Genomic DNA, 18,743 nt, shown 5'->3' on the forward strand with positions numbered 1-18,743 from the left:
GTGCGACCTTTCCCGCGGCCAGATTGCCCTGCGAACCTTCCTTCGTTTCATTATTTTCGCCCCTTCCGTTTGAGCAGATCGATCACGTGCTCGTCGTTAGAGGCGGTGTGTGCACAGGCGGCGGACGAGAGCCGGCGCGGTCTCACATGTCCGAAGTCTGTGGTCGCGACACGTCGGTTCGACTCTCGCTCTCCGCCATCTTGCCAGCCGCACTCCGGGACCTTTTACCTCGTGGAGTCTTGCCCATATTTGATATATCATGTATCAAAGTTCGCAGACGATCTACTCGAGATCTGCGGGACGCATGACGAAGCTTATCTTCGGGGTGGTGGCGGACGATTTGACCGGCGGCATGGAAACGGCCGCGATGCTGGTCGCTGCCGGCATCGAATGCGGATTTGTCACCGACCCCGATCTCGTTCGCGGCTGCGGCGATGTGCCGGCTATCGTGGTCGCGCAGAAGACGCGGGTGATCCCCGCGAGCGAAGCCGTCAGCATGACGGCGAGGGCGGCACGGGCGCTGCTTGCGCGGGGCGCGAGGCAGATCTTCTTCAAATATTGTGCGACGTTCGATTCCACCGACCAGGGAAATATCGGCCCGGTCTCCGACCTGCTGATGCAGCTGACCGGCGCAGAATACACCGCCTTTTGCCCGGCTTCTCCCGCTCTTCGAAGAACCGTCTACAACGGTCATCTCTTTCTCGGCACCGAGCTGATCTCGGACTCGCCGAAACGCAATGATCCGCTGACGCCGATGACCGATCCCGATCTGGTCCGGGTTCTGCAGCGCCAGACGCGGACCAGGGTTGGTCTTCTGGTGCATTCGCAGGTCAACGCCGGCGCGGACTCGGCCGGACGCACGATCGCGGAAGCGGCGGCACAGGGTATCCGCTACTTCATTGCAGATGCGATCTACGATCGGGATCTCGATACGCTCGCCACGCTCACCTGCGATTGGAAGCTGATGACGGGCAATGCGACGATCGTGCAGCACTATCCGGACATCTGGAAGGCGCGGGGGCTCATCCCCGCCGCCAGGAGACCGCCCGGCTTGCGCGCGGTTGGTGGCGGCGGCGTGGTTCTCGCCGGGAGTTGCGCCGAGCGGACGTTGGAGCAACTTGCTGAATTCCAGAAGAGCCATCCCTTGCTTCGCATCAATCTTCTGAACGCTGAAGATGTGGCGGCGACGGTTGGCGATGCGCTCGACTGGGCGCGGCCGCGGCTGCGGAATGGTCCTATCGGCTTTGCCACTTCGGACACGCCGGAAGCCGTCAAGATGGTTCAGGAGCGATACGGTCGTGAAGGCGCGGCGAAGCTCGCCGAAGCCATTCTTGGTCGACTCGCTGTCTCTCTTCGCAGTGTCGGCGTACGGCGCTTCGTCGTGGCCGGTGGCGAGACCTCTGGTGCGATCGTCGAGCAGCTCGGCATTCGGCGTTTGCAGGTCGGTCCCTATGGTGGACCCGGCATCGGGACTGCGGTGACAGAAGATGGGGATCCGTTGGCCCTCTGTCTGAAGTCCGGAAAGTTGGGCCCCGTTGATCTGTTCGCGACGACGCTCGAAGCAATGTTGAATCCGGAGGCAGCCAATTGAAGGAACGCGAACTCAGGCAATCCGTGCTGGATATCGTGGCGCGCCTCGAGGCCAAGGGCTTCAATCACGGCAGCAGCGGAAACGTCAGCACTCGCATCGAAGAAGACATTCTCATCACGCCGACCGGCGGCAATAGCAGCAACACGACCATCGACGGACTCGTCCATTTGAAGCGCGACGGGACGGTGGTTGGAGACGGCTTGCCCTCCAGTGAGTGGCACATGCATCTGGCGATCCTCAACGCCTATCCGCAAGTGAACGCGGTGGTGCACACCCATGCCGATTGCTGCGTCGCGCTGTCCTGCCTCGCAAAGCCAATCCCGGCATTCCACTACATGGTCGCCAGTTTTGGTGGCAACGATGTGCCTTGCGCACCCTACGCCACGTTCGGCACCAGGGCTCTCGCCGACGGCGCCGTCGCGGCGCTGAAGCAGCGCAAGGCCTGCCTGCTCGCGAACCACGGGATGATTGCCGTCGGCACAGGGCTGCAGGCGGCCTTCGACCTCACCGTGAAGCTCGAAACCCTTGCCCGGCAGTATCTCCTCGCCTGTCAGGCCGGCGCACCCGCGATCCTTGCCGACGACGAAATGGCGCGGGTGGTCGAGCGTTATGGCAGTTACGGCCGCGCTGCTCTGCCGGCCTGAGAAGGACTAGTCCATGGAGATCACCGGCAAGACCAAGATCATGTTCGTGCTCGCCGACCCGATCGATCATGTGCGGGCGAGTGCGGTCATGAATGCCTATTTCGGATCGATTGGCGAGGATCTGGCGGTGTCGCCGATCCACGTCCTGCCGGGCGATCTCGGCCAGGTCGTCGCAAGCATCAGGCTCATGCGCAACGTCTTCGGCTTCGGCGTCACGATCCCGCACAAGACCGGCGTGATCGAGCATCTCGATGAGATCACGCCGACGGCGCGACTGATTGGCGCGGTCAATTTCGTGAAGCGGACGGCGGAAGGGCGCCTCGTTGGCGACAATCTGGATGCGAGGGGATTTATCGCCAGCCTCACGCAGCATGACGTTGCGGTGCGCGACCGGAAAGTGCTCCAGGTCGGTGCCGGTGGCGCGGGGCGTGCAACTGCATTCGGACTGGCGGAGGCCGGCGCGCGCGAACTCACGATCATGAACCGGGATGAGGAGAAAGCTCGTGCGCTTGCGGCTGCCGTGGTGGCGCATTATCCCGCCACGAACGTGAGCGCCGGCCGCGCGGAGGCGCGCGCATTCGATCTCATCGTCAATACGACGTCGCTCGGCATGAAGCCGGATGATCCGCTTCCGCTCGACATCGAAGGTGTCGGTCCCGGCGCCACCGTCAGCGACATTATCGTCAATCCTGCAGTGACCCGGCTTCTTGCAAGGGCGGCTGCGCAGGGCGCAAAGGTCGTCGGCGGAAAGCCTATGCTCGACGCGCAGATGGCCCTTGTCGCAGGGTTCATCGCGCGATAGCCTGATATATCAAATATTATATCGAAGTCGTTGGGGCGGCTTTGGATGGGACGCAAGGGCCGCCCGAAGGCAGACGGAAAGGAAGCGAGGCTCCGTGAACATTGCATCGGCCAGGCAATCGGCGTCGGGCGCATCGATCCGCATCAATCGCTTGGAGAAGCGCTTCGGTGCCGTGTCCGCCGTCGATGGCGTCGATATCGATATTGCTGCCGGTGAGTTCATCGCCCTGCTCGGACCCAGCGGCTCCGGAAAGACGACGATCCTGATGAGCGTTGCGGGATTCGAATTCCCGACCAGCGGCACCATTCACGTCGATTCCGAAGACCTGACTTATGTCCCTTCGAACAGGCGCAATCTGGGAATGGTGTTCCAGAACTATACGCTGTTCCCGCACATGTCGATTCTCGACAATGTCGCCTTTCCCTTGAAGATGCGCGGTCTCCGGACAGCTGAGCGTCACGCACGCGCCGAAGCCGCGCTCGCGACCGTGCGTCTGGCAGGCTATGGCCACCGTCGTCCGAATGAGCTTTCCGGCGGCCAGCAGCAGCGCGTGGCGCTCGCGCGTGCGATCGTCTATCAGCCACGCGTCCTCTTGATGGACGAGCCGCTCAGTGCGCTCGACAAGAATCTGCGGGAAGACATGCAGCTCGAGATCAAGCGATTGCACGCCGAGCTTGGCATCACCGTCATCTTCGTCACCCACGACCAAAGCGAGGCGCTGACCATGGCCGACCGGATCGCCGTCCTGAGGGATGGCAAGATCCAGCAGATCGGGCCGGCGCGCCAGCTTTACGAAAGGCCCGCGAATCTCTTCACCGCCGGCTTCATCGGCGAGATGAATTTCGTCGACGTTGCCGTCCAAGGTGTCGGCGACGGCATCTCTGTGGCGCTGCCCTGGGGTGAAACATGGTGCCTGCCGGCCACGGCGGCCGTCGAGCCGGTTGCAGCCGGCGAGGCGGCGGTGCTGGCCGTGAGGCCCGAGCGGCTGCAGCTCGGCGCCGGTCCCGCCGGGCAAGTCATCACTGTGGCGCTGAGCGACATCGTCTATGCCGGGGCAGCCCTGCTTCTGATCGGACGTCTGCCTGACGGCACCGAGATGCGCGCACGAATCCCCGGCGCCTCGCAGCTCAGCTCCTTGGCCCCGGGTGACGTTGCGTCCTTCACTATCCCTACGGAGGCGATGCTGCTCTACCGGGGAAAGCGGCGGTGACGGAGGCGAGGCGATCGCATTTCTGGCATTCCGACGGCCGCCGGCTGAGCGGCCTGTCGACGCTGCTGCTGCTCCTGCCGTTCTTCGCCATCATCGCCTTCGTCTTCGTCTATCCGATCCTGCAGCTCCTGGTGATCAGCATCCTCGAGCCGCATCCGACCTTGGACAACTATGCGCGCGTCGTCGAGAATCCGGTTCACATGCGCGTCCTGATGCGCACGCTCTGGACTGCGACGCTGGTGACCGCCTTGTCGGTGATCCTCGGCTTCCCCGTCGCCTATTACATGAGCCGGGCGAAGGGGACGGTCGCCGCCCTTGTCGCGGTCTGTGTCATCCTGCCGCTCTGGTCGAGCGTCCTGGTGCGCACGGCCGCCTGGTCATTCCTGTTCCAGCGCAACGGGCTGATCAATTCGGCGCTGATGGGGCTCGGCCTGACCTCACAGCCGTTCAAGCTGCTTTATACCCAGAGCGCCGTGGTCATCGCCATGACCCACGTGCTTCTGCCGTTCATGATCCTGCCGATCTACGGCGCATTGCGCAGCATTCCGAACGACTATGGGCGTGCGGCCGCCGTGCTCGGCGCAACGCGCCTGCGGGCCTTTCTGGAAGTGATCCTTCCCCTGAGCCTGCCGGGCGTCGTCTCCGGTTCGCTGCTCGTGTTTCTCACCGCGATCGGCTTCTTCATCACGCCCGCCCTGCTTGGCTCGCCGCAGGAGATGATGATCTCGACGCTCGTTTCGAAGCAGATCCGTGAGGTGCTCGATTGGCCCTTCGCTGCGGCGCTGGTCGGGGTACTGACCGTATTCGTGACGCTGCTGGCGATCATCTTCAGCAAGACGCTGCGGTTCGACCGGCTGATGGGGAACGCCTCGTGAAACCGCCGACCGACCGCGGATCGCTCGCGCTGGGAGCCTATGTCTACGCCGTGCTGGCCTTCATCATCGTGCCGCTCGTCATCGTCATTCCAATGTCGTTCAGCCAGAACGACTATCTGGCATTTCCGCCGTCCGGCTTCACGCTGAAATGGTACGCGGAATATTTTGACAGCAGGCAATGGCGTGCCGCCACCTGGCTCAGCGTACAGGTCGCCTTGCTGACCGCTCTTTTCGCGTCGGTCATGGGCACGGCCGCGACCTATGCAATGATCCGCGGCCGCAGCCGGCTGGTCACGGCCTTCCAGATCCTCCTGATCGGGCCGATCATTGTGCCGCATATCGCGCTCGCTGTCGGCCTCTATCTGTTTTTTCAGACGATCGGTCTCTCCGGCACCATTCCGGGCTTCGTGCTGGCGCACACGGTGCTCACCTTGCCGTTCGTCGTTTTCACCATGGCCGCCGCGTTGGGAAAGGTCGATCCCAACCTGGAGGCGGCCGCCATGAGCTGCGGCGCGACACGCTTCCAAGCCTTTCGCCTGGTCACGCTGCCACTCGTCCTGCCGAGTCTCGCCAGCAGTGCGCTGTTCGCCTTCATCATCTCCTTCGACGAGCCGGTGGTGTCGTTCTTTCTGTCCGGTGTGCGCCAGAAGACGCTGCCGCGCCGAATGTTCGAGGACATCGAGCAGAACCTGACGCCGGTGATTCCCGCGATCGCGACACTGCTGATCGTCTTATCCATTTTGATTCTGCTGGGGGCCCATGTCCTCCGATCCCGCAGCGTCACCCGGTAGCGAGCCAGTGAGAACCAGAGAGGAGATCGTCGATGCTGAAAACAGGTTGGATGTGGAACTCGGCAGCTGTCGTGCTTGCTTCGGTTCTTTGTGGAGCGTTGCCGGCTGCCGCTCAAAAACTGGAAGACCAATTGGTGATTGCCACGACGGGTGGCCTGATGGGCAACACCCTCGCGAAGTACTTCTACGATCCCTTCAACAAGGCCAAGAATGTCGAAATCGTCCCGGTCGCGATCGAGGTCCCCGACCAGTGGGCGCGCGCCAAGGCGATGCAGCGAACCGGCAAGGTGGAGTTCGACATCGTCACGGCAACGGGTCCCGACCTGGTCGGACGCACCGACATGCTCGAGAAGATCGACTGTGCGAAACTGCCCAGCGTCCAGAAGTTCGGCGTCTCCGACGCCTGTCAGCCCTACGGCGTCGCCCGGACGACCGGCGGCATGCTGATCACCTACAATACCGAAACGTTCAAGGCCAAGGCGCCCAAGACATGGGCTGACTTCTGGGACGTCAAGCAGTTTCCCGGGCCGCGCGGGCTGCCAGACACCGGCGACAGCGATTGGTGGGTTCCGGTCGCCGCGCTGCTCGCCGACGGCGTCAAGCCGGAGCAGCTTTTCCCGCTGGACATCAATCGCGCCTACAAGAAGCTGGACGAGATCCGTCCCAATGTTGCGGTGTGGTGGAAGACAGGGGACCAGGTGCAGCAGATCATGCGCAGCCGCGAGGTCGTTATGGCCATGAGCTACTCGGGCCGCGCGCTCGCCGTTGTGAAGGAGGGCGTGCCGGTTGCGATGTCTTGGGACCAGGCCATTCGCGACACCGGTTACATGGCTGTTCTCAAGGGTGCGCCTGACCTCAATGCCGCCATGGCCTATCTCGACTTCTTCTATGCAAGCTCCGACGCGCACGTGCCGTTCATGCGCGCCGTCAACTATGCGACCGCCAGCAAGTCGGCCATCGAGCTGTTGAAGCCGGAGGAGCGCAATCTCTACGCGACCTCACCGGAGAACTACGAAAAGCTGGTCAAGCCCGATTTCGCCTGGATCGGCGAACACCGTAACGAGCTGCGTGAGCGGTGGATGGCCTGGCTGACCCGCTAAGCCGCATTAGCTGCCATCTTGCGCTTGTAAGTGAGGACCGACCATGGATCACACCAGTGACCCCGGCGCGCTGCGCTACGTGATCGATCCCGGAAGGCTCGATCTCGTCAAGGAGTTCCGCGCAAGTCCGCTCGGCGTGCATAGTCCGGAACTTCGCAAGCTGTTGGCGCGGATGCGATGGGGCAAGCCGGAAGGGCGGCTTGTTCTGATCGTGCTCGAGCCTGGCAAGGCCTGGCAGCTGTCGCGCATCCCCAAGCGTCGGGGCGATCCGATGCCTTTCGTCGATGATCGCGTCTTCACCTCACTTGTTGAAGCGGAGTGGCATGTCTTCAAGCTGCGCTGGCAAGAGATGACGGGAACGACGCTGCCTGCGGAGATTTCCGGTGATCTATAAGACTAACGAGTATCTCGGCTATCCGGATCGCATCAGTGTCCCGGCAGGCGAGGCCGTCAGATTCCAGCTCAGCAGCAAGCGGAGAAGCGTGAAGGTCGAGGTGCTCAGGCTGCGCTGCGGCGATGTCGACACCAACGGCCCAGGCTTCAAATATGAGGTGATGACGAGCCCCATTGACGGTGAGCATGCCTGCCTCGACCAACCGATCCGCCCGGGATCCAACGCCGTCATTGAACACGACGGTGCGCTGGTCCCGACCGGCGCGCATTGGTGTTTCGGAGCCAATGTGCACCCGACGCGGATCGCGGACAAAGCCAAGGCCGTGATGGGAAATTGGTGCGAGCGTTTGGCGCGCGGCTATGCGCTCGAGCTCGACGAGGAGGGGCAACTGGTCCTGGTGCTGGGCCAGGTGAGCGGTACGCCGGCGCGTTTTGTCCTCGACGTCAAGCTACGGCAGCGCGTCTGGGCATTCGTATCGTGCGCGCTTGACCTTGCGCGGGGATCGGCCTCCTTGTCGCTGATCGTTCCGGCGGACGGCGTTCGGCCGGCCGCGGCCCATTCGAAATCGTTCGCCCTGCCGCAAGCGCCCGCGCTCGATTCCGGCCTGCCGTTCCTGATCGCGGCCCATCATGCCAATGGTGATCGCCAATATACCTCGCACTTCGACGGCAAGATCGAAGCTCCGCGCGTCTTTTCGTGTCCGTTGGACGCAGAGGCGCTACGCGTGTTCGACGGCCGGCAGCGAACGGGAGCAAGCGATGCCGGGCTTGTCGCCTTCTGGGATTTCTCGAACGGAATCTCGTCACTGTCGATCAAGGACCTTTCGCCGAACGGCCTGCATGGCAGCCTCCGCCAGTTGCCCCGCAGGGGCGTCACCGGCTTTCACTGGTCTGGCTCCGTCCACGACTGGCGGCTGTCGCCGCAGGAATATGCGGCGATTCATTTCCACAGCGACGACATCTACGATTGCGAGTGGCAGACAACTTGCACGCTCGACGTGCCAGCCCACTGGCGATCCGGAGTCTATGCGCTCCGGCTGACGTCAGGTGGCGACAATCCCGACCGGGACTGCGAAAGCTACGTCACCTTCTTCGTGACGCCGGGCAAGGGGTCCAGACGCGCGGATCTCGTCCTGGTCGCTTCGGTCGCGACATATCTGGCTTATGCCAACAGCGCGCTGCGTCTCTATCAGGTTCACTTCGAAACGCTGATGGAGCACGTTCTGTGGTTGCCGCAAGATGACGTCTTCATGCAGGAGAACCCGGAGATCGGCCAGTCGACCTACGATTGCCATGTCGACGGCTCGGGGCGGGCGTACAGCTCCTGGCTGCGGCCCGTCCTCAACATGCGTCCGCGCGGCTACTGGTTCAATTTGATCAACGACACCCACATCCTCGACTGGCTTGAGGAGAAGGGGATCGCCTATGATCTGATCACGGATGTCGAGCTTGACCGGGAAGGAGCGCGGGCGCTCGCCCGTTACCGGGTCATGATGACGCCGACCCATCCCGAATATTACAGCTTCAACATGATGAACGCGATCATGGCGTATCAGAACGCCGGCGGGCGGCATATCTCGATGGGAGGCAACGCATTCTATTGGCGCTGCGGCTTTCACCCGGCCGCGCCGGCCGCGCTCGAGGTTCGACGCGGCATGGCCGGAACGCGCACCTGGGAATCGGAGCCGGGCGAAGTGCATCTTGCCGGCACCGGCGAGCCGGGCTCGCTGTGGCGGCATTCGGGCTTTGCGCCGCAAAAGCTGGTCGGCGTCGGGTTCTCGGCCATGATCAACGATACCTGCGGCTACTATCTGCGCACCGCAGAAAGCGAGGATGCGCGCGTCGCGTTTATCTTCGAGGGCACGGGCCGTCACGAGAAGTTCGGTGATTTTGGATTTCGCTACAATGGTGCCGTCGGCAGCGAGATCGACCGGTACGATCTCGAGCTCGGAACGCCGCCGCATGCCTTGCGGATCGCGACTTCGGACGGATTGGGCGCGGGCGCGCTGCCCACGCCGGAGGAGTTTCGCACCGTGGTCGACGGACTCGACGGCACGCAGAATGCGCTGGTGCGCGCCGACATGGTGTTCTTCGAGACCGCCCATGGCGGCGCCGTCTTTGCGACGGGATCGATCACCTACGGCATGTCGTTGGGTCACAACAATTACGACAACAACATCAGCACCATCACGTTGAACGTCGTGAATCGCTTTCTCGATCCAAGGCCGTTCGTCATGCCTGCCAAGACCTAGACTGCGGCCTCGATTTCGGCCCAACATGCAAAATTACCATCTCGTTGTCAGAGATGGCTTCTCGAACCAGGGAGGCTGTCATGTCGGACAAGCCTGAGTTTCACCCGCCGGAATTGGGATCCTTCAACGTCGCTCCCCGCAAGGCGCGTCCGATGCATGCGGACGAGCACTGGGCCAGCCAGCCCTGGTATGAGCTTCCGCGCGGCGATCCCGCCGTCGCGGAAGTCTACACCTACACCGATGCGATGTCTTACGACCCGGGAGACGAAGTTGTCTTTCGCTCCTCCGCGACCGCAAAGGCCTGGCGGTTGCAGATCTATCGCGACGGTCTCGAGCCCGAGATGGTGCATGAGGTCGATGCGCTTGACGGCGTGTTCGCGGCTACGCCGTCCGATGCCTATCGCAATGGCTGCAACTGGCCCGTCGTTCATCGCTGGACGTTGCCGCCGGATCTGCGCTCGGGCTTCTATCGCGTCGTCTCGTCGTGCGAGCGAGCGAATGGGGCCCGCTTCGTCCAGCATCATTTCTTCGTCGTGCGCCCGACCGAGAAAACGCGGCGCGCGAAGATACTGATGATCCTGCCGACGGGCACCTGGACCGCCTACAATGATTTCGGCGGTGCCAATCATTATTTCGGCGTCGAAGGTCCTGACAGGGACGAGCCGTCGCCGGTGTTGTCACTGCAGCGGCCATGGACGCGCGGCGTGGTCTGGCTGCCGCCCGGCGCACCGCGCATCTGCGCCAATCCCGCGCCCGAGATGGGCGACGCGCCACGCTATCAGATGAAGGAGTGGGCGTTCTCCAACGGCTTTGGCCAATATTACGCGGCAGCGGGCTGGGCCCAGTTCGATCGGCACTTCGTGCTCTGGGTGGAGAAGGAAGGCTACGCCCTCGACATGATCACGCAGACCGATCTTCACTACCGGCCCGAGCTGCTCGAGGCCTACCCTTGCGTCACCATCATCGGCCATGACGAGTACTGGACATGGGAGATGCGCGAGGCGATCGAGCGCTATGTGGAGGGCGGCGGGCGGCTCGCGCGCTTCGGCGCCAACTTCCTGTGGCAGATCCGGCTCGAGGACGATGGCAAGCGCCAAGTCTGCTACAAGTTCAAAGCCATCCACAAGGACCCGATCGTCGGCACGGACCGCGCGCGCCTGATGACGTCCGCCTGGGAAGATCGCAACGTCCGTTGGCCCGGCGCCTCGACGGTCGGCGTGAACGGTGCGCACGGCCTCTACGCCTCCTGGGGCGGATTCGCGCCGAACGGCCAACGAGGCTTTACGGTCTATCGCCCGGAGCATTGGGCGTTTGCCGGCACAGGACTACACTATGCCGACATCTTCGGCGACAAGCAGCACATCTTTGCCTACGAGGTCGACGGGCTGGACTACACGTTCCGCAACGGGCTTCCTTTTCCAGTCCCGGCCGAGGGGCAGCCCGAGACCATTCAGATTCTGGCGATGGCGCCGGCCGTCCTGGCCGAAGACGAGCCGCAGGGTGAGGGCTTCCGCTATTACATCCGCAACAGCGACCACGAAGGCCTGGTGGAGTGCATCACCGGCGAGGTCACGCCCGAGGATCTGGCCCGCTACAAATACGGCTCCGGCATGATGGTGCACATGACCCGCGGCAAGGGCGAGGTGCTGACAGCCGCGAGCTGCGAATGGGTGATGGGGCTGAAGCGCGGCGATCCGTACACGCAGCGGATCACCCGCAACGTCCTCGATCGCTTCACTGCGCCTCGCTCCGCGTGAGCAACTTTCAGCGACGCCTGGATTTCGCGCGTGCTGCCTTGGCAGGTGGTGCAGCGCGCGTCTTCGTCGCTTCAATATCGACGTCTTCGTCGATGGCCGTCTCGGGTGTCATGAAGCGCGTGCCGCCATGCTTTTCCAGCAACCGGACGAGATTCTGGCCGCCCTCCATCATGTCCGCCTGGATCGACTCGCGAACCTTGTCCGGCCGGCGCTGCCGCAGATTCTTGAGAACGGACAGGTGCTGATGTTCGTTTGGATAGGTTGGGGGGGCGTGCGGATAATGGAAATTCAACAAGGGTCCGTTCCGCATCCAGATATCGTCGAGGATGGCGAGTACTTCGGGAAGCCCCGATCCATCATAGAGACCGCGGTGGAATTGCCAGTTGGCGCGAACCGCGTCGGACCATCTGTGCTCTTTCTCCGCGCTGATCAGCTCGCGGTGAGTGGCCTCCATCCTGTCGATGTCGGCGTCCGAGATGCGCGTGGTTGCGTGCTCGGCGGCAAGTCCCTCGAGAAACAGCCTGACGGTCCTGAGCTCGATATACTGCTTGGCGGTCATGTGGGCGACCATGATCGAGCGTCCCGCCTGCATCTCGAGCGCGCGGCCGCGCACGAGCTGCATCAGGGCTTCGCGAATCGGCGTCTCCGACACGTTCATGGTCGCGGCAAGGTCGCGAATCTTGAAGCGATGGCCCGGCCAGAACCGGCCTTCCATCAGCGCCTGGCGCAGATTGTTGTAGACCAGGCTTGTCAGGCTGTCGCGCGCGATCGGACCCACGCCGCCCTCGCCATCTCTCCGTTCAACGTCAACCATTCTCGGTCCCCGCAAGGTCTGGGCTGTTTCGGCAATCCGCGCCGATACGGGGTCGGATCCGGACCCTAGCCTTTGATACGAGGTCTACGGGTCCGGGCCGGCAAAGCAACAATTCCCTTGTAGCCGACAACATAATATATGATATATCAGAACTGGAGAAGAGAGAGCATGCCGGAGATGATCAGGACAAGGGATGCTGCCCTGCGGGCGCGGGCCGAGAAGGTCGTGCCAGGCGGGATGTGGGGACATCTCCACGCGGCCAAGTTGCCGGAGACGTATCCGCAGTTCTTCAGCCGCGGCGAGGGCGGCGTGCTCTGGGATGTCGATGGTCATCGCTACGTCGACTTCATGTGCAGCTGGGGTCCCAACCTGCTTGGCCATCACCATCCCGAGGTGGAGGAAGCCGCCGAGCGTCAGCGGCGCGACGGCGACTGCCTCAATGGTCCGGCCGAAGTCATGGTCGAGTTGGCCGAGCTTGTCGTCGATATGGTGGGACATGCCGATTGGACGCAGTTTCAGAAGAACGGCACCGATGCGACGACGACGTGCGTCACGATCGCAAGGGCTGCAACGGGTCGACGAAAGATCCTCGTCGCCAAGGGGGCCTATCATGGTGCCGTGCCGTGGTGCTCACCGTCGCTTCTCGGTGTGACCGCGGAGGATCGCGCCCATCTTGGATATTTCACGTTCAACGACGTCGAGAGCGTCGAGGCGGCGGCCAAGGCGGCGGGCGATGATCTTGCCGGAATCCTGATTTCGGCGTTCCGCCACGATCTCGGGTGCGACCAGGAACTTCCAACCGCAGAGTTCGCGCGTGCGGCGCGTCGCATCTGCGACGGCAAGGGGGCCGCGCTGCTCATCGACGAAGTTCGCGCCGGCTTCCGCCTGAATGCCGCGGGTAGCTGGGAAGGTCTTGGTGTTCGGCCCGACTTGTCGGCCTGGAGCAAGGCGATCGCCAACGGTCATGCCCTGGCGGCTGTGACCGGAGCCGATTGGCTGCGCCGTGCCGCCTCCCAGGTCTTCGTCACGGGCTCATTCTGGGCCGGCGCCGTCGCCATGGCTGCTGCCGTCGCGACATTGAAGATCGTGCGCAGGGACGATGTTCCGACCCGCCTCGCGCAGCTCGGGCAGACGCTGCGTGATGGCCTGGAGACGCGTTCCCGTCAGTTCGGTCTTTCGATCCGTCAATCGGGACCTGTGCAAATGCCGACCCTTTTGTTTGAAGAGGACCCGGACTATCGGAAAGGTTCGGCCTTCTGCAGCGCGATGCTCGCAAGGGGCGTCTACTTCCATCCCAAGCACAACATGTTCCTCTGCGCCGCCCACACCGAGGCCGACATCGCCGCGGCTCTCGAGGCCGCGGAGCACGGCTTTGCAACGGTGGCGGCACTTTAGGAGGTCGGCCGTCAGCTGATGCTGTTCAATGCGCGGCCAATGGCCGCAAAGATATCGGCGATCTGTTCCTCGGTGATGATCAGAGGCGGCGAGATCAGCAGCGTATCGCCGCTGCCGCGGATCAGGATGCCGTCCTCATAGCAGCGATTGGCGCATTCGCTGCCGCGCGCGCCCGGCGCACCCTCGCGCGGTTTCAGATCGATTGCGGCGAGCAGCCCAATGTTGCGGATATCGACCACATGGGGAAGGTTGCGCAAGCCGTGCGCATGGTTCTCCCACACCGGCGCGAGGCGGCGCGCCCGCTCGAACAGGCCGAGATCCTGATACACGTCGAGCGCGGCGAGACCGGCCGCGCAGGCCAGCGGATGGGCCGAATAGGTGTAGCCGTGGAACAGCTCGATCGCGTTGTCCGGCCCCTGCATCAGCGCGTCATAGACCTTGCCGCTGACGACGACGCCTCCCATCGGCACGGCGGCATTGGTCATGCCCTTGGCGCAGGTGATGAGGTCGGGCGTCACGCCGAAGGCGTTGGCGCCAAACGCTGCGCCCAGGCGACCGAAGCCCGTGATCACCTCGTCGAAGATCAGGAGAATGCCGTGCTGATCGCAGATCTGGCGCAGCCCCTCGAGATAGCCGACCGGTGGCGGTAGCACGCCGCCGGAGCCGGTCACGGGCTCGACTATGACGGCGGCGACGGTCGAGGGATCGTGCACCTGCAGCAGCTTTGACAGCTCGTCGGCGAGATGCGCGCCCCATTGCGGCTGCCCGCGCGAGAACGCCGCGTGCTGGGGACTATGCGTGTGCGGGAGGTGATCGACCTCGGGCAGCAGCGGCCCGAAATCCCTGCGGTGGCGGACGATGCCGCTGACCGACAGGCCGCCCCAACCCATGCCGTGATAGGCTTTTGCGCGCGAGATGAAGCGGATGCGGCTGGCTTCACCGCGGGCGCGGTGATAGCCGCGCGCGATCTTCAGCGCGGTGTCGACCGATTCCGAGCCGGAATTGGTGAAGAAGACGTGGTCGAGTCCGGCGGGCGCGATCTCGGCGATGCGGCGGGCGAGCTCGAAGGCGGCCGGATGGCTCATCTGGAACGAGGAGACGAAGTCGAGCTTCGCGGCTTGCGCCTGGATTGCCTCGACGATGCGCCCTTGCGCATGTCCGGCGTTCACGCACCACAGCCCCGCCATGCCGTCGAGAATGCGCCTGTTGTCGTCGGTGATGTAGTGCATGCCCTCGGCGCCGACGAAGATGCGCGGCTTCGACTTGAACTGGCGGTTCGGCGTCATCGGCAGCCAGAACGGCTCCATGGCCTCGCGGGTGAGGGGGCTGTTGGAGGAGAAGGCATTCATGTTCATGGCAACTCTTGCAAAGGTCAGGAGGCTTTGGATGGCGTGTTGGAATTGGCCGGACTGCGCTTGAGCTTTGCTGCGCCTTCGAGATGCCGGCGCAGGAGCGCAGCTGCGGCCTCGTTCTGGCCGGCTTCGAGCTGGTCGAGGATGGCGAGATGCTCGCGGCAGTTCACGATCACGCGCTCGTGGCCGAAGGTCCAGTCGTAGTTGCCGAAGCGCCGTAGCCGGTTCTGCTGTTGAACCGCGACCAGCAGATAGCGGTTGCCCGATGCGGCGGCGAGGCCTTCGTGGAAGGCCGCGTTCATCTCGTAGAGCGCGATGCTGGCGGTGTCGCTCCATGGCATCGCCAGCATCTCCTGATGACGGCGGCGCATCTCGGCGGCCCAGGCCGGATCGAGCTTGAAGCCCGGCTCGAGCAGGCCGGCCGGCTCGATCAGGAGGCGATAGCGATAGCTCTCGTCGCGCGCCTGCGTATCGGCGAGCGTGGGCTGGAAGCGCCAGCCATGGCCCGGCTTGCGCTGGACTGCGGCCACCTCCGCAAGCTTGCTGAGTACGCGCTGCACGATCGGCCGTGTCGCGTCATAGCGCTGCATGAGGTCGCGCTCGGAAACGTCCTCCGGCAGCCGGCCGGCGCGGCGATCGCGCGCGATGGCGAGGAACAGCCGGTCGGTATCGTCGGGGCTGGGCTTTGGCGGGGTCTTGTGCGCGGCGGGGGCGGCCTCAGCGACGAAATAGCCGCGGCTGGCGCCTGCATGCACGAGCTTGCGCCGCGCGAGCAGCTTCAGCGCGGCGCGCACAGGCGTGCGCGAGACCTGCAGGCGATCGGCAAGCGCGACTTCGGCTAGGCGCGTGCCGGGCGCGAGCGCTTCGCTCCGGATCAGGTCCATGATCCCGGCCGATAGTTCGCGCTGGAGCCGGCTCGGCGCCGCTTTTTCCACGGCGGATTTCGCGGTCAAAGATTTTTGTTTCATGTCATCACAAAATACATTAGCCTTCATGAGAAAGCAAAAGGAACTTCAAGAAGGAATTTGGCGTCCCATGGTCGAACCCTTTCCGCTGATCGAAATCTCCGGTCCTCCGCGCGAGCGTGGCCGTCAGTACGGGCAGAAGGCGGCGGCCCGCATCAAGAAGGGGACGACGCATTACTTCGCGCAGCTGAAGGAGCTCTCGCTCGACTCCAAGGGAATTGCCGAGCTGGTGCGCGAATATTTGCCGGTCATCCAGGATTTTGATCCGAGCTATATCGAGGAGATGCGCGGCATCGCCGAGGGCGCCGACGTTCCGTTCGAGGACGTCGTCCTGCTCAACGCCCGTACCGAAATCATCAAGCTTGCAAACCCTGCGATCCGCGCGCGCCTGAAGGCGCCGGAAGATCCCGATGGCTGCACCGGCGTCGTCGTGATGCCGCAGGCGGCCGCCAGCGGCCGCCTCATCCACGCCCAGAACTGGGACTGGAAGCGCGAATGCGCGGAGACGGCGGTGGTGCTGAAGGTGCGGCGCGACGACGGGCCTGACCTCATGACCTTCACTGAAGCCGGCGCGCTTGGCCGCTGCGGCTTCAATTCCGTCGGCATCGCGATCACCGCGAACTATCTGGAAAGCGACCGCGACTATCGCCAGGCCGGCGTGCCCTTGGCGCTGATCCGCCGCAAGGTGCTGGAGAACGAGCATCTCGCGCTGGCGATGCGTGCGGTCTATTGCACGAAGAAGTCGGCCGCCAACAACATGATCGTCAGCCATCGTGAGGGTGTGGCGATCGATTTCGAGTGCGCGCCCGACGAGACCTTCCAGGTGCATCCGCAGAATGGCCTTTTGGTCCACGCCAACAACTTCCTCAGCCCAGTCGCGCTCAGCAAGCTGAAGGACACCGGCATCTTCAATACGCCTGACAGCCTGTACCGCGACATTCGCGTCCGCGATCTGCTTCAGCCGCACATCGGCAGCATCACCTTCGACACCGTCAAGAACGCCCTGTTCGACGAGTTCGCCTATCCCTGGTCGGTCTGCCGCCCGCCGCGCCGCAATCTCAGCAACAATCTCAGCGCCACCGTGGCGATGATCCTGATGGAGCCGGCGAGCGGATTGATGCAGGCGGCGCCGCTGCCGGCGCTCAACCGCGAGTTCACCGAGTACCGGCTCGAGATCGACGAGATCGGGCGGGCCGCGTTCGAGCGGTCTGCCGCCGCGGGGGCTGCGTGATGCGGCGGCGTCAGCCATCGCCGGCATGGGCGGTCGGTCTGGCCGCGCTGGTCTTGCTGGCCATGCCTGGAAGGGCCGGCGCCGAAACATTGCTGCGGACGCGGCTCAACGCCGACATCCGCTCCACCGATCCCGGCACCAATCGCGACGCCAACACCGACGGCGTGATCGCGCATGTGGTGGAGGGCCTTGTCGCTTTCCGTGACGACACGGCGATCGGCCCGATGCTGGCCGACAGCTGGACCGTTTCGAACGAAGGCAGGACCTATACGTTCCGCCTGCGCCAAGGCGTCAAGTTCCACAACGGCGCCTCCGTGACGGCGGACGACGTGGTCTGGTCGCTGAAGCGCTGGCTCGACCCCGCGACGCAATGGCGCTGCCTCTCCGAGTTCAGCGCGACAGGCATTGCGCGCATCGAGAAGATCGAGGCGCCCGATCCGCTCACCGTCGCCATCACGCTGGATCAGCCGACGGCACTGTTCCTCCCGACGCTGGCGCGGCCCGATTGCGGCCAGACCGCGATCATCCACCGCGATTCTGTCGGGCCCGATGGCAAATGGATCGCCCCTGTCGGCACCGGCCCGTTCAAGCTCGGCGAATGGAAGCGCGGACAATATGTCGATGTCGTTAAATTCGACGGATATGTCTCGCGCAGCGAGCCGCGCACCGGCTACACTGGCGCCAAGGACGTCAAGGTCGACCGCGTGCGCTTCAACGTGATCCCGGACAGCTCTGCGGCGAAGGCTGGGCTGCTCAGCGGCTCGCTCGACGTCATCATGAGCCTGTCGATTCCCGATCTGGAGGAGCTTAAATCGCGCTCGGACGTGCAGCTCAGCATCACGCCCGCGCTCGGCCTCACCGGCATCCTGTTCCAGACCAAGGACCCGCTGCTGAAGGACGTGCGGATCCGCCGCGCCATCGCGCTTTCCATCGATACCGCCCAGATCGTCGACGCCGTGATGATGGGCACCGCGCGGGCGAACAATTCCGCTTTGCCGCTCGGCAGCCCGTTCTACAGCGAGGCGCAGTCGCACGGCTACACGCAGAACATCGCGGAAGCCAAGAAGCTGCTGGCGGAAGCGGGCTACCGCGGCCAGCCGATCAAGATGATCACCAACAAGCGCTACAGCTTCGTGTTCGATTCCTCTGTGCTGGTGCAGGCGATGGCGCAGACCGTCGGGATCAATATCGAGCTCGAGGTGATGGACTGGGCGGCGCAGCTCGACCGCTACAATCGCGGCGACTACCAGTCGATGGCTTTCGTCTATTCGGCGCGGCTCGATCCGTCCTTGAGCTTCGAGATGCTGACCGGGCCGAAGGCCGCGCAGCCGCGCAAGGTCTGGGACAATCCGGAGGGCCAGGAGATGCTGCGCCAGTCGATGATGATCGACGACGCGGCGAAGCGGCAGGCGCTGTTCGACGAGATGCACAGGCGCTTCATCGCCGATGTGCCGATGATCGTGCTGTTCAACGGCGCCGAGCTGACGGCGCTGCGCAAGGGCATCAAGGGCTATGCCGGCTGGCTGTATCCGCAGCCGCGCTTCTGGGGCGTCACGGTCGAATAGGGCGTC

At 63.8% G+C, this 18,743-nt stretch carries 15 protein-coding genes and 1 pseudogene; 13 read left to right on the forward strand and 3 right to left on the reverse strand.

All coding sequences use genetic code 11. The features are described from left to right. Positions 1-304 precede the first annotated feature (304 nt). The 10 genes from otnK (at position 305) to XI05_RS23310 (ending at position 11,415) form a co-directional block, all read left to right on the forward strand. Positions 305-1,591 carry a 3-oxo-tetronate kinase gene (otnK, locus tag XI05_RS23265; protein WP_271506040.1) on the forward strand — a complete coding sequence of 429 codons (1,287 nt, stop codon included), beginning with the start codon at positions 305-307 and terminating at the stop codon, positions 1,589-1,591. Beyond that, on the forward strand, positions 1,588-2,235 hold the full coding sequence (locus XI05_RS23270) for a class II aldolase/adducin family protein (RefSeq protein WP_271506043.1): 648 nt from the start codon (positions 1,588-1,590) through the stop codon (positions 2,233-2,235). The genes otnK and XI05_RS23270 overlap by 4 nt, the downstream gene beginning before the upstream one ends. Before the next feature lie 13 nt (positions 2,236-2,248). After that, positions 2,249-3,037: a shikimate dehydrogenase family protein gene (locus tag XI05_RS23275; RefSeq protein WP_271506045.1), complete on the forward strand. Its 789-nt coding sequence runs from the start codon at positions 2,249-2,251 to the stop codon at positions 3,035-3,037. Between the two features lie 100 nt (positions 3,038-3,137). Further along, on the forward strand, positions 3,138-4,247 hold the full coding sequence (locus tag XI05_RS23280) for an ABC transporter ATP-binding protein (protein WP_271506411.1): 1,110 nt from the start codon (positions 3,138-3,140) through the stop codon (positions 4,245-4,247). A 44-nt stretch (positions 4,248-4,291) separates the two neighbouring features. Further along, entirely contained in the window at positions 4,292-5,122 is an 831-nt protein-coding gene (locus tag XI05_RS23285; RefSeq protein WP_271506413.1) for an ABC transporter permease, read from the forward strand. Continuing rightward, positions 5,119-5,913 carry an ABC transporter permease gene (locus tag XI05_RS23290; RefSeq protein ID WP_271506047.1) on the forward strand — a complete coding sequence of 265 codons (795 nt, stop codon included), beginning with the start codon at positions 5,119-5,121 and terminating at the stop codon, positions 5,911-5,913. The genes XI05_RS23285 and XI05_RS23290 overlap by 4 nt, the downstream gene beginning before the upstream one ends. Positions 5,914-5,945: 32 nt before the next feature. Further along, on the forward strand, positions 5,946-7,013 hold the full coding sequence (locus XI05_RS23295; protein ID WP_271506050.1) for an extracellular solute-binding protein: 1,068 nt from the start codon (positions 5,946-5,948) through the stop codon (positions 7,011-7,013). Between the two features lie 43 nt (positions 7,014-7,056). Further along, on the forward strand, positions 7,057-7,407 hold the full coding sequence (locus XI05_RS23300) for a hypothetical protein (protein WP_271506058.1): 351 nt from the start codon (positions 7,057-7,059) through the stop codon (positions 7,405-7,407). Continuing rightward, entirely contained in the window at positions 7,397-9,658 is a 2,262-nt protein-coding gene (locus XI05_RS23305) for a N,N-dimethylformamidase beta subunit family domain-containing protein (protein WP_271506061.1), read from the forward strand. The genes XI05_RS23300 and XI05_RS23305 overlap by 11 nt, the downstream gene beginning before the upstream one ends. Positions 9,659-9,738: 80 nt before the next feature. Further along, complete coding sequence (locus XI05_RS23310) at positions 9,739-11,415, forward strand: N,N-dimethylformamidase beta subunit family domain-containing protein (protein ID WP_271506063.1); 1,677 nt, start codon at positions 9,739-9,741, stop codon at positions 11,413-11,415. A 109-nt stretch (positions 11,416-11,524) separates the two neighbouring features. Here the strand turns inward: XI05_RS23310 and XI05_RS23315 are convergent. After that, positions 11,525-12,229: pseudogene (locus tag XI05_RS23315) on the reverse strand (GntR family transcriptional regulator); the annotation flags it as partial. A gap of 168 nt (positions 12,230-12,397) precedes the next feature. Here XI05_RS23315 and XI05_RS23320 point away from each other — a divergent pair. After that, positions 12,398-13,624 carry an aminotransferase class III-fold pyridoxal phosphate-dependent enzyme gene (locus XI05_RS23320; RefSeq protein WP_271506067.1) on the forward strand — a complete coding sequence of 409 codons (1,227 nt, stop codon included), beginning with the start codon at positions 12,398-12,400 and terminating at the stop codon, positions 13,622-13,624. Between the two features lie 11 nt (positions 13,625-13,635). Here XI05_RS23320 and XI05_RS23325 read toward each other — a convergent pair whose 3' ends face one another. Next, a complete protein-coding gene (locus tag XI05_RS23325; protein WP_271506069.1) occupies positions 13,636-14,979 on the reverse strand; it encodes an aspartate aminotransferase family protein in 1,344 nt (447 codons plus the stop codon). A gap of 17 nt (positions 14,980-14,996) precedes the next feature. Then, entirely contained in the window at positions 14,997-15,944 is a 948-nt protein-coding gene (locus XI05_RS23330) for a GntR family transcriptional regulator (RefSeq protein ID WP_271506072.1), read from the reverse strand. 67 nt (positions 15,945-16,011) lie between these two features. Here XI05_RS23330 and XI05_RS23335 point away from each other — a divergent pair, with 67 nt between their 5' ends. Next, positions 16,012-17,172, forward strand: a complete 1,161-nt coding sequence (locus tag XI05_RS23335) for a C45 family autoproteolytic acyltransferase/hydolase (RefSeq protein ID WP_271506076.1) — start codon at positions 16,012-16,014, stop codon at positions 17,170-17,172. Beyond that, positions 17,172-18,737: an ABC transporter substrate-binding protein gene (locus XI05_RS23340; protein ID WP_271506078.1), complete on the forward strand. Its 1,566-nt coding sequence runs from the start codon at positions 17,172-17,174 to the stop codon at positions 18,735-18,737. The genes XI05_RS23335 and XI05_RS23340 overlap by 1 nt, the downstream gene beginning before the upstream one ends. Positions 18,738-18,743 lie beyond the last annotated feature (6 nt).

Origin of the sequence: Bradyrhizobium sp. CCBAU 11357, assembly GCF_028128865.1 — a bacterium.
Taxonomy (GTDB): Bacteria; Pseudomonadota; Alphaproteobacteria; order Rhizobiales; family Xanthobacteraceae; genus Bradyrhizobium.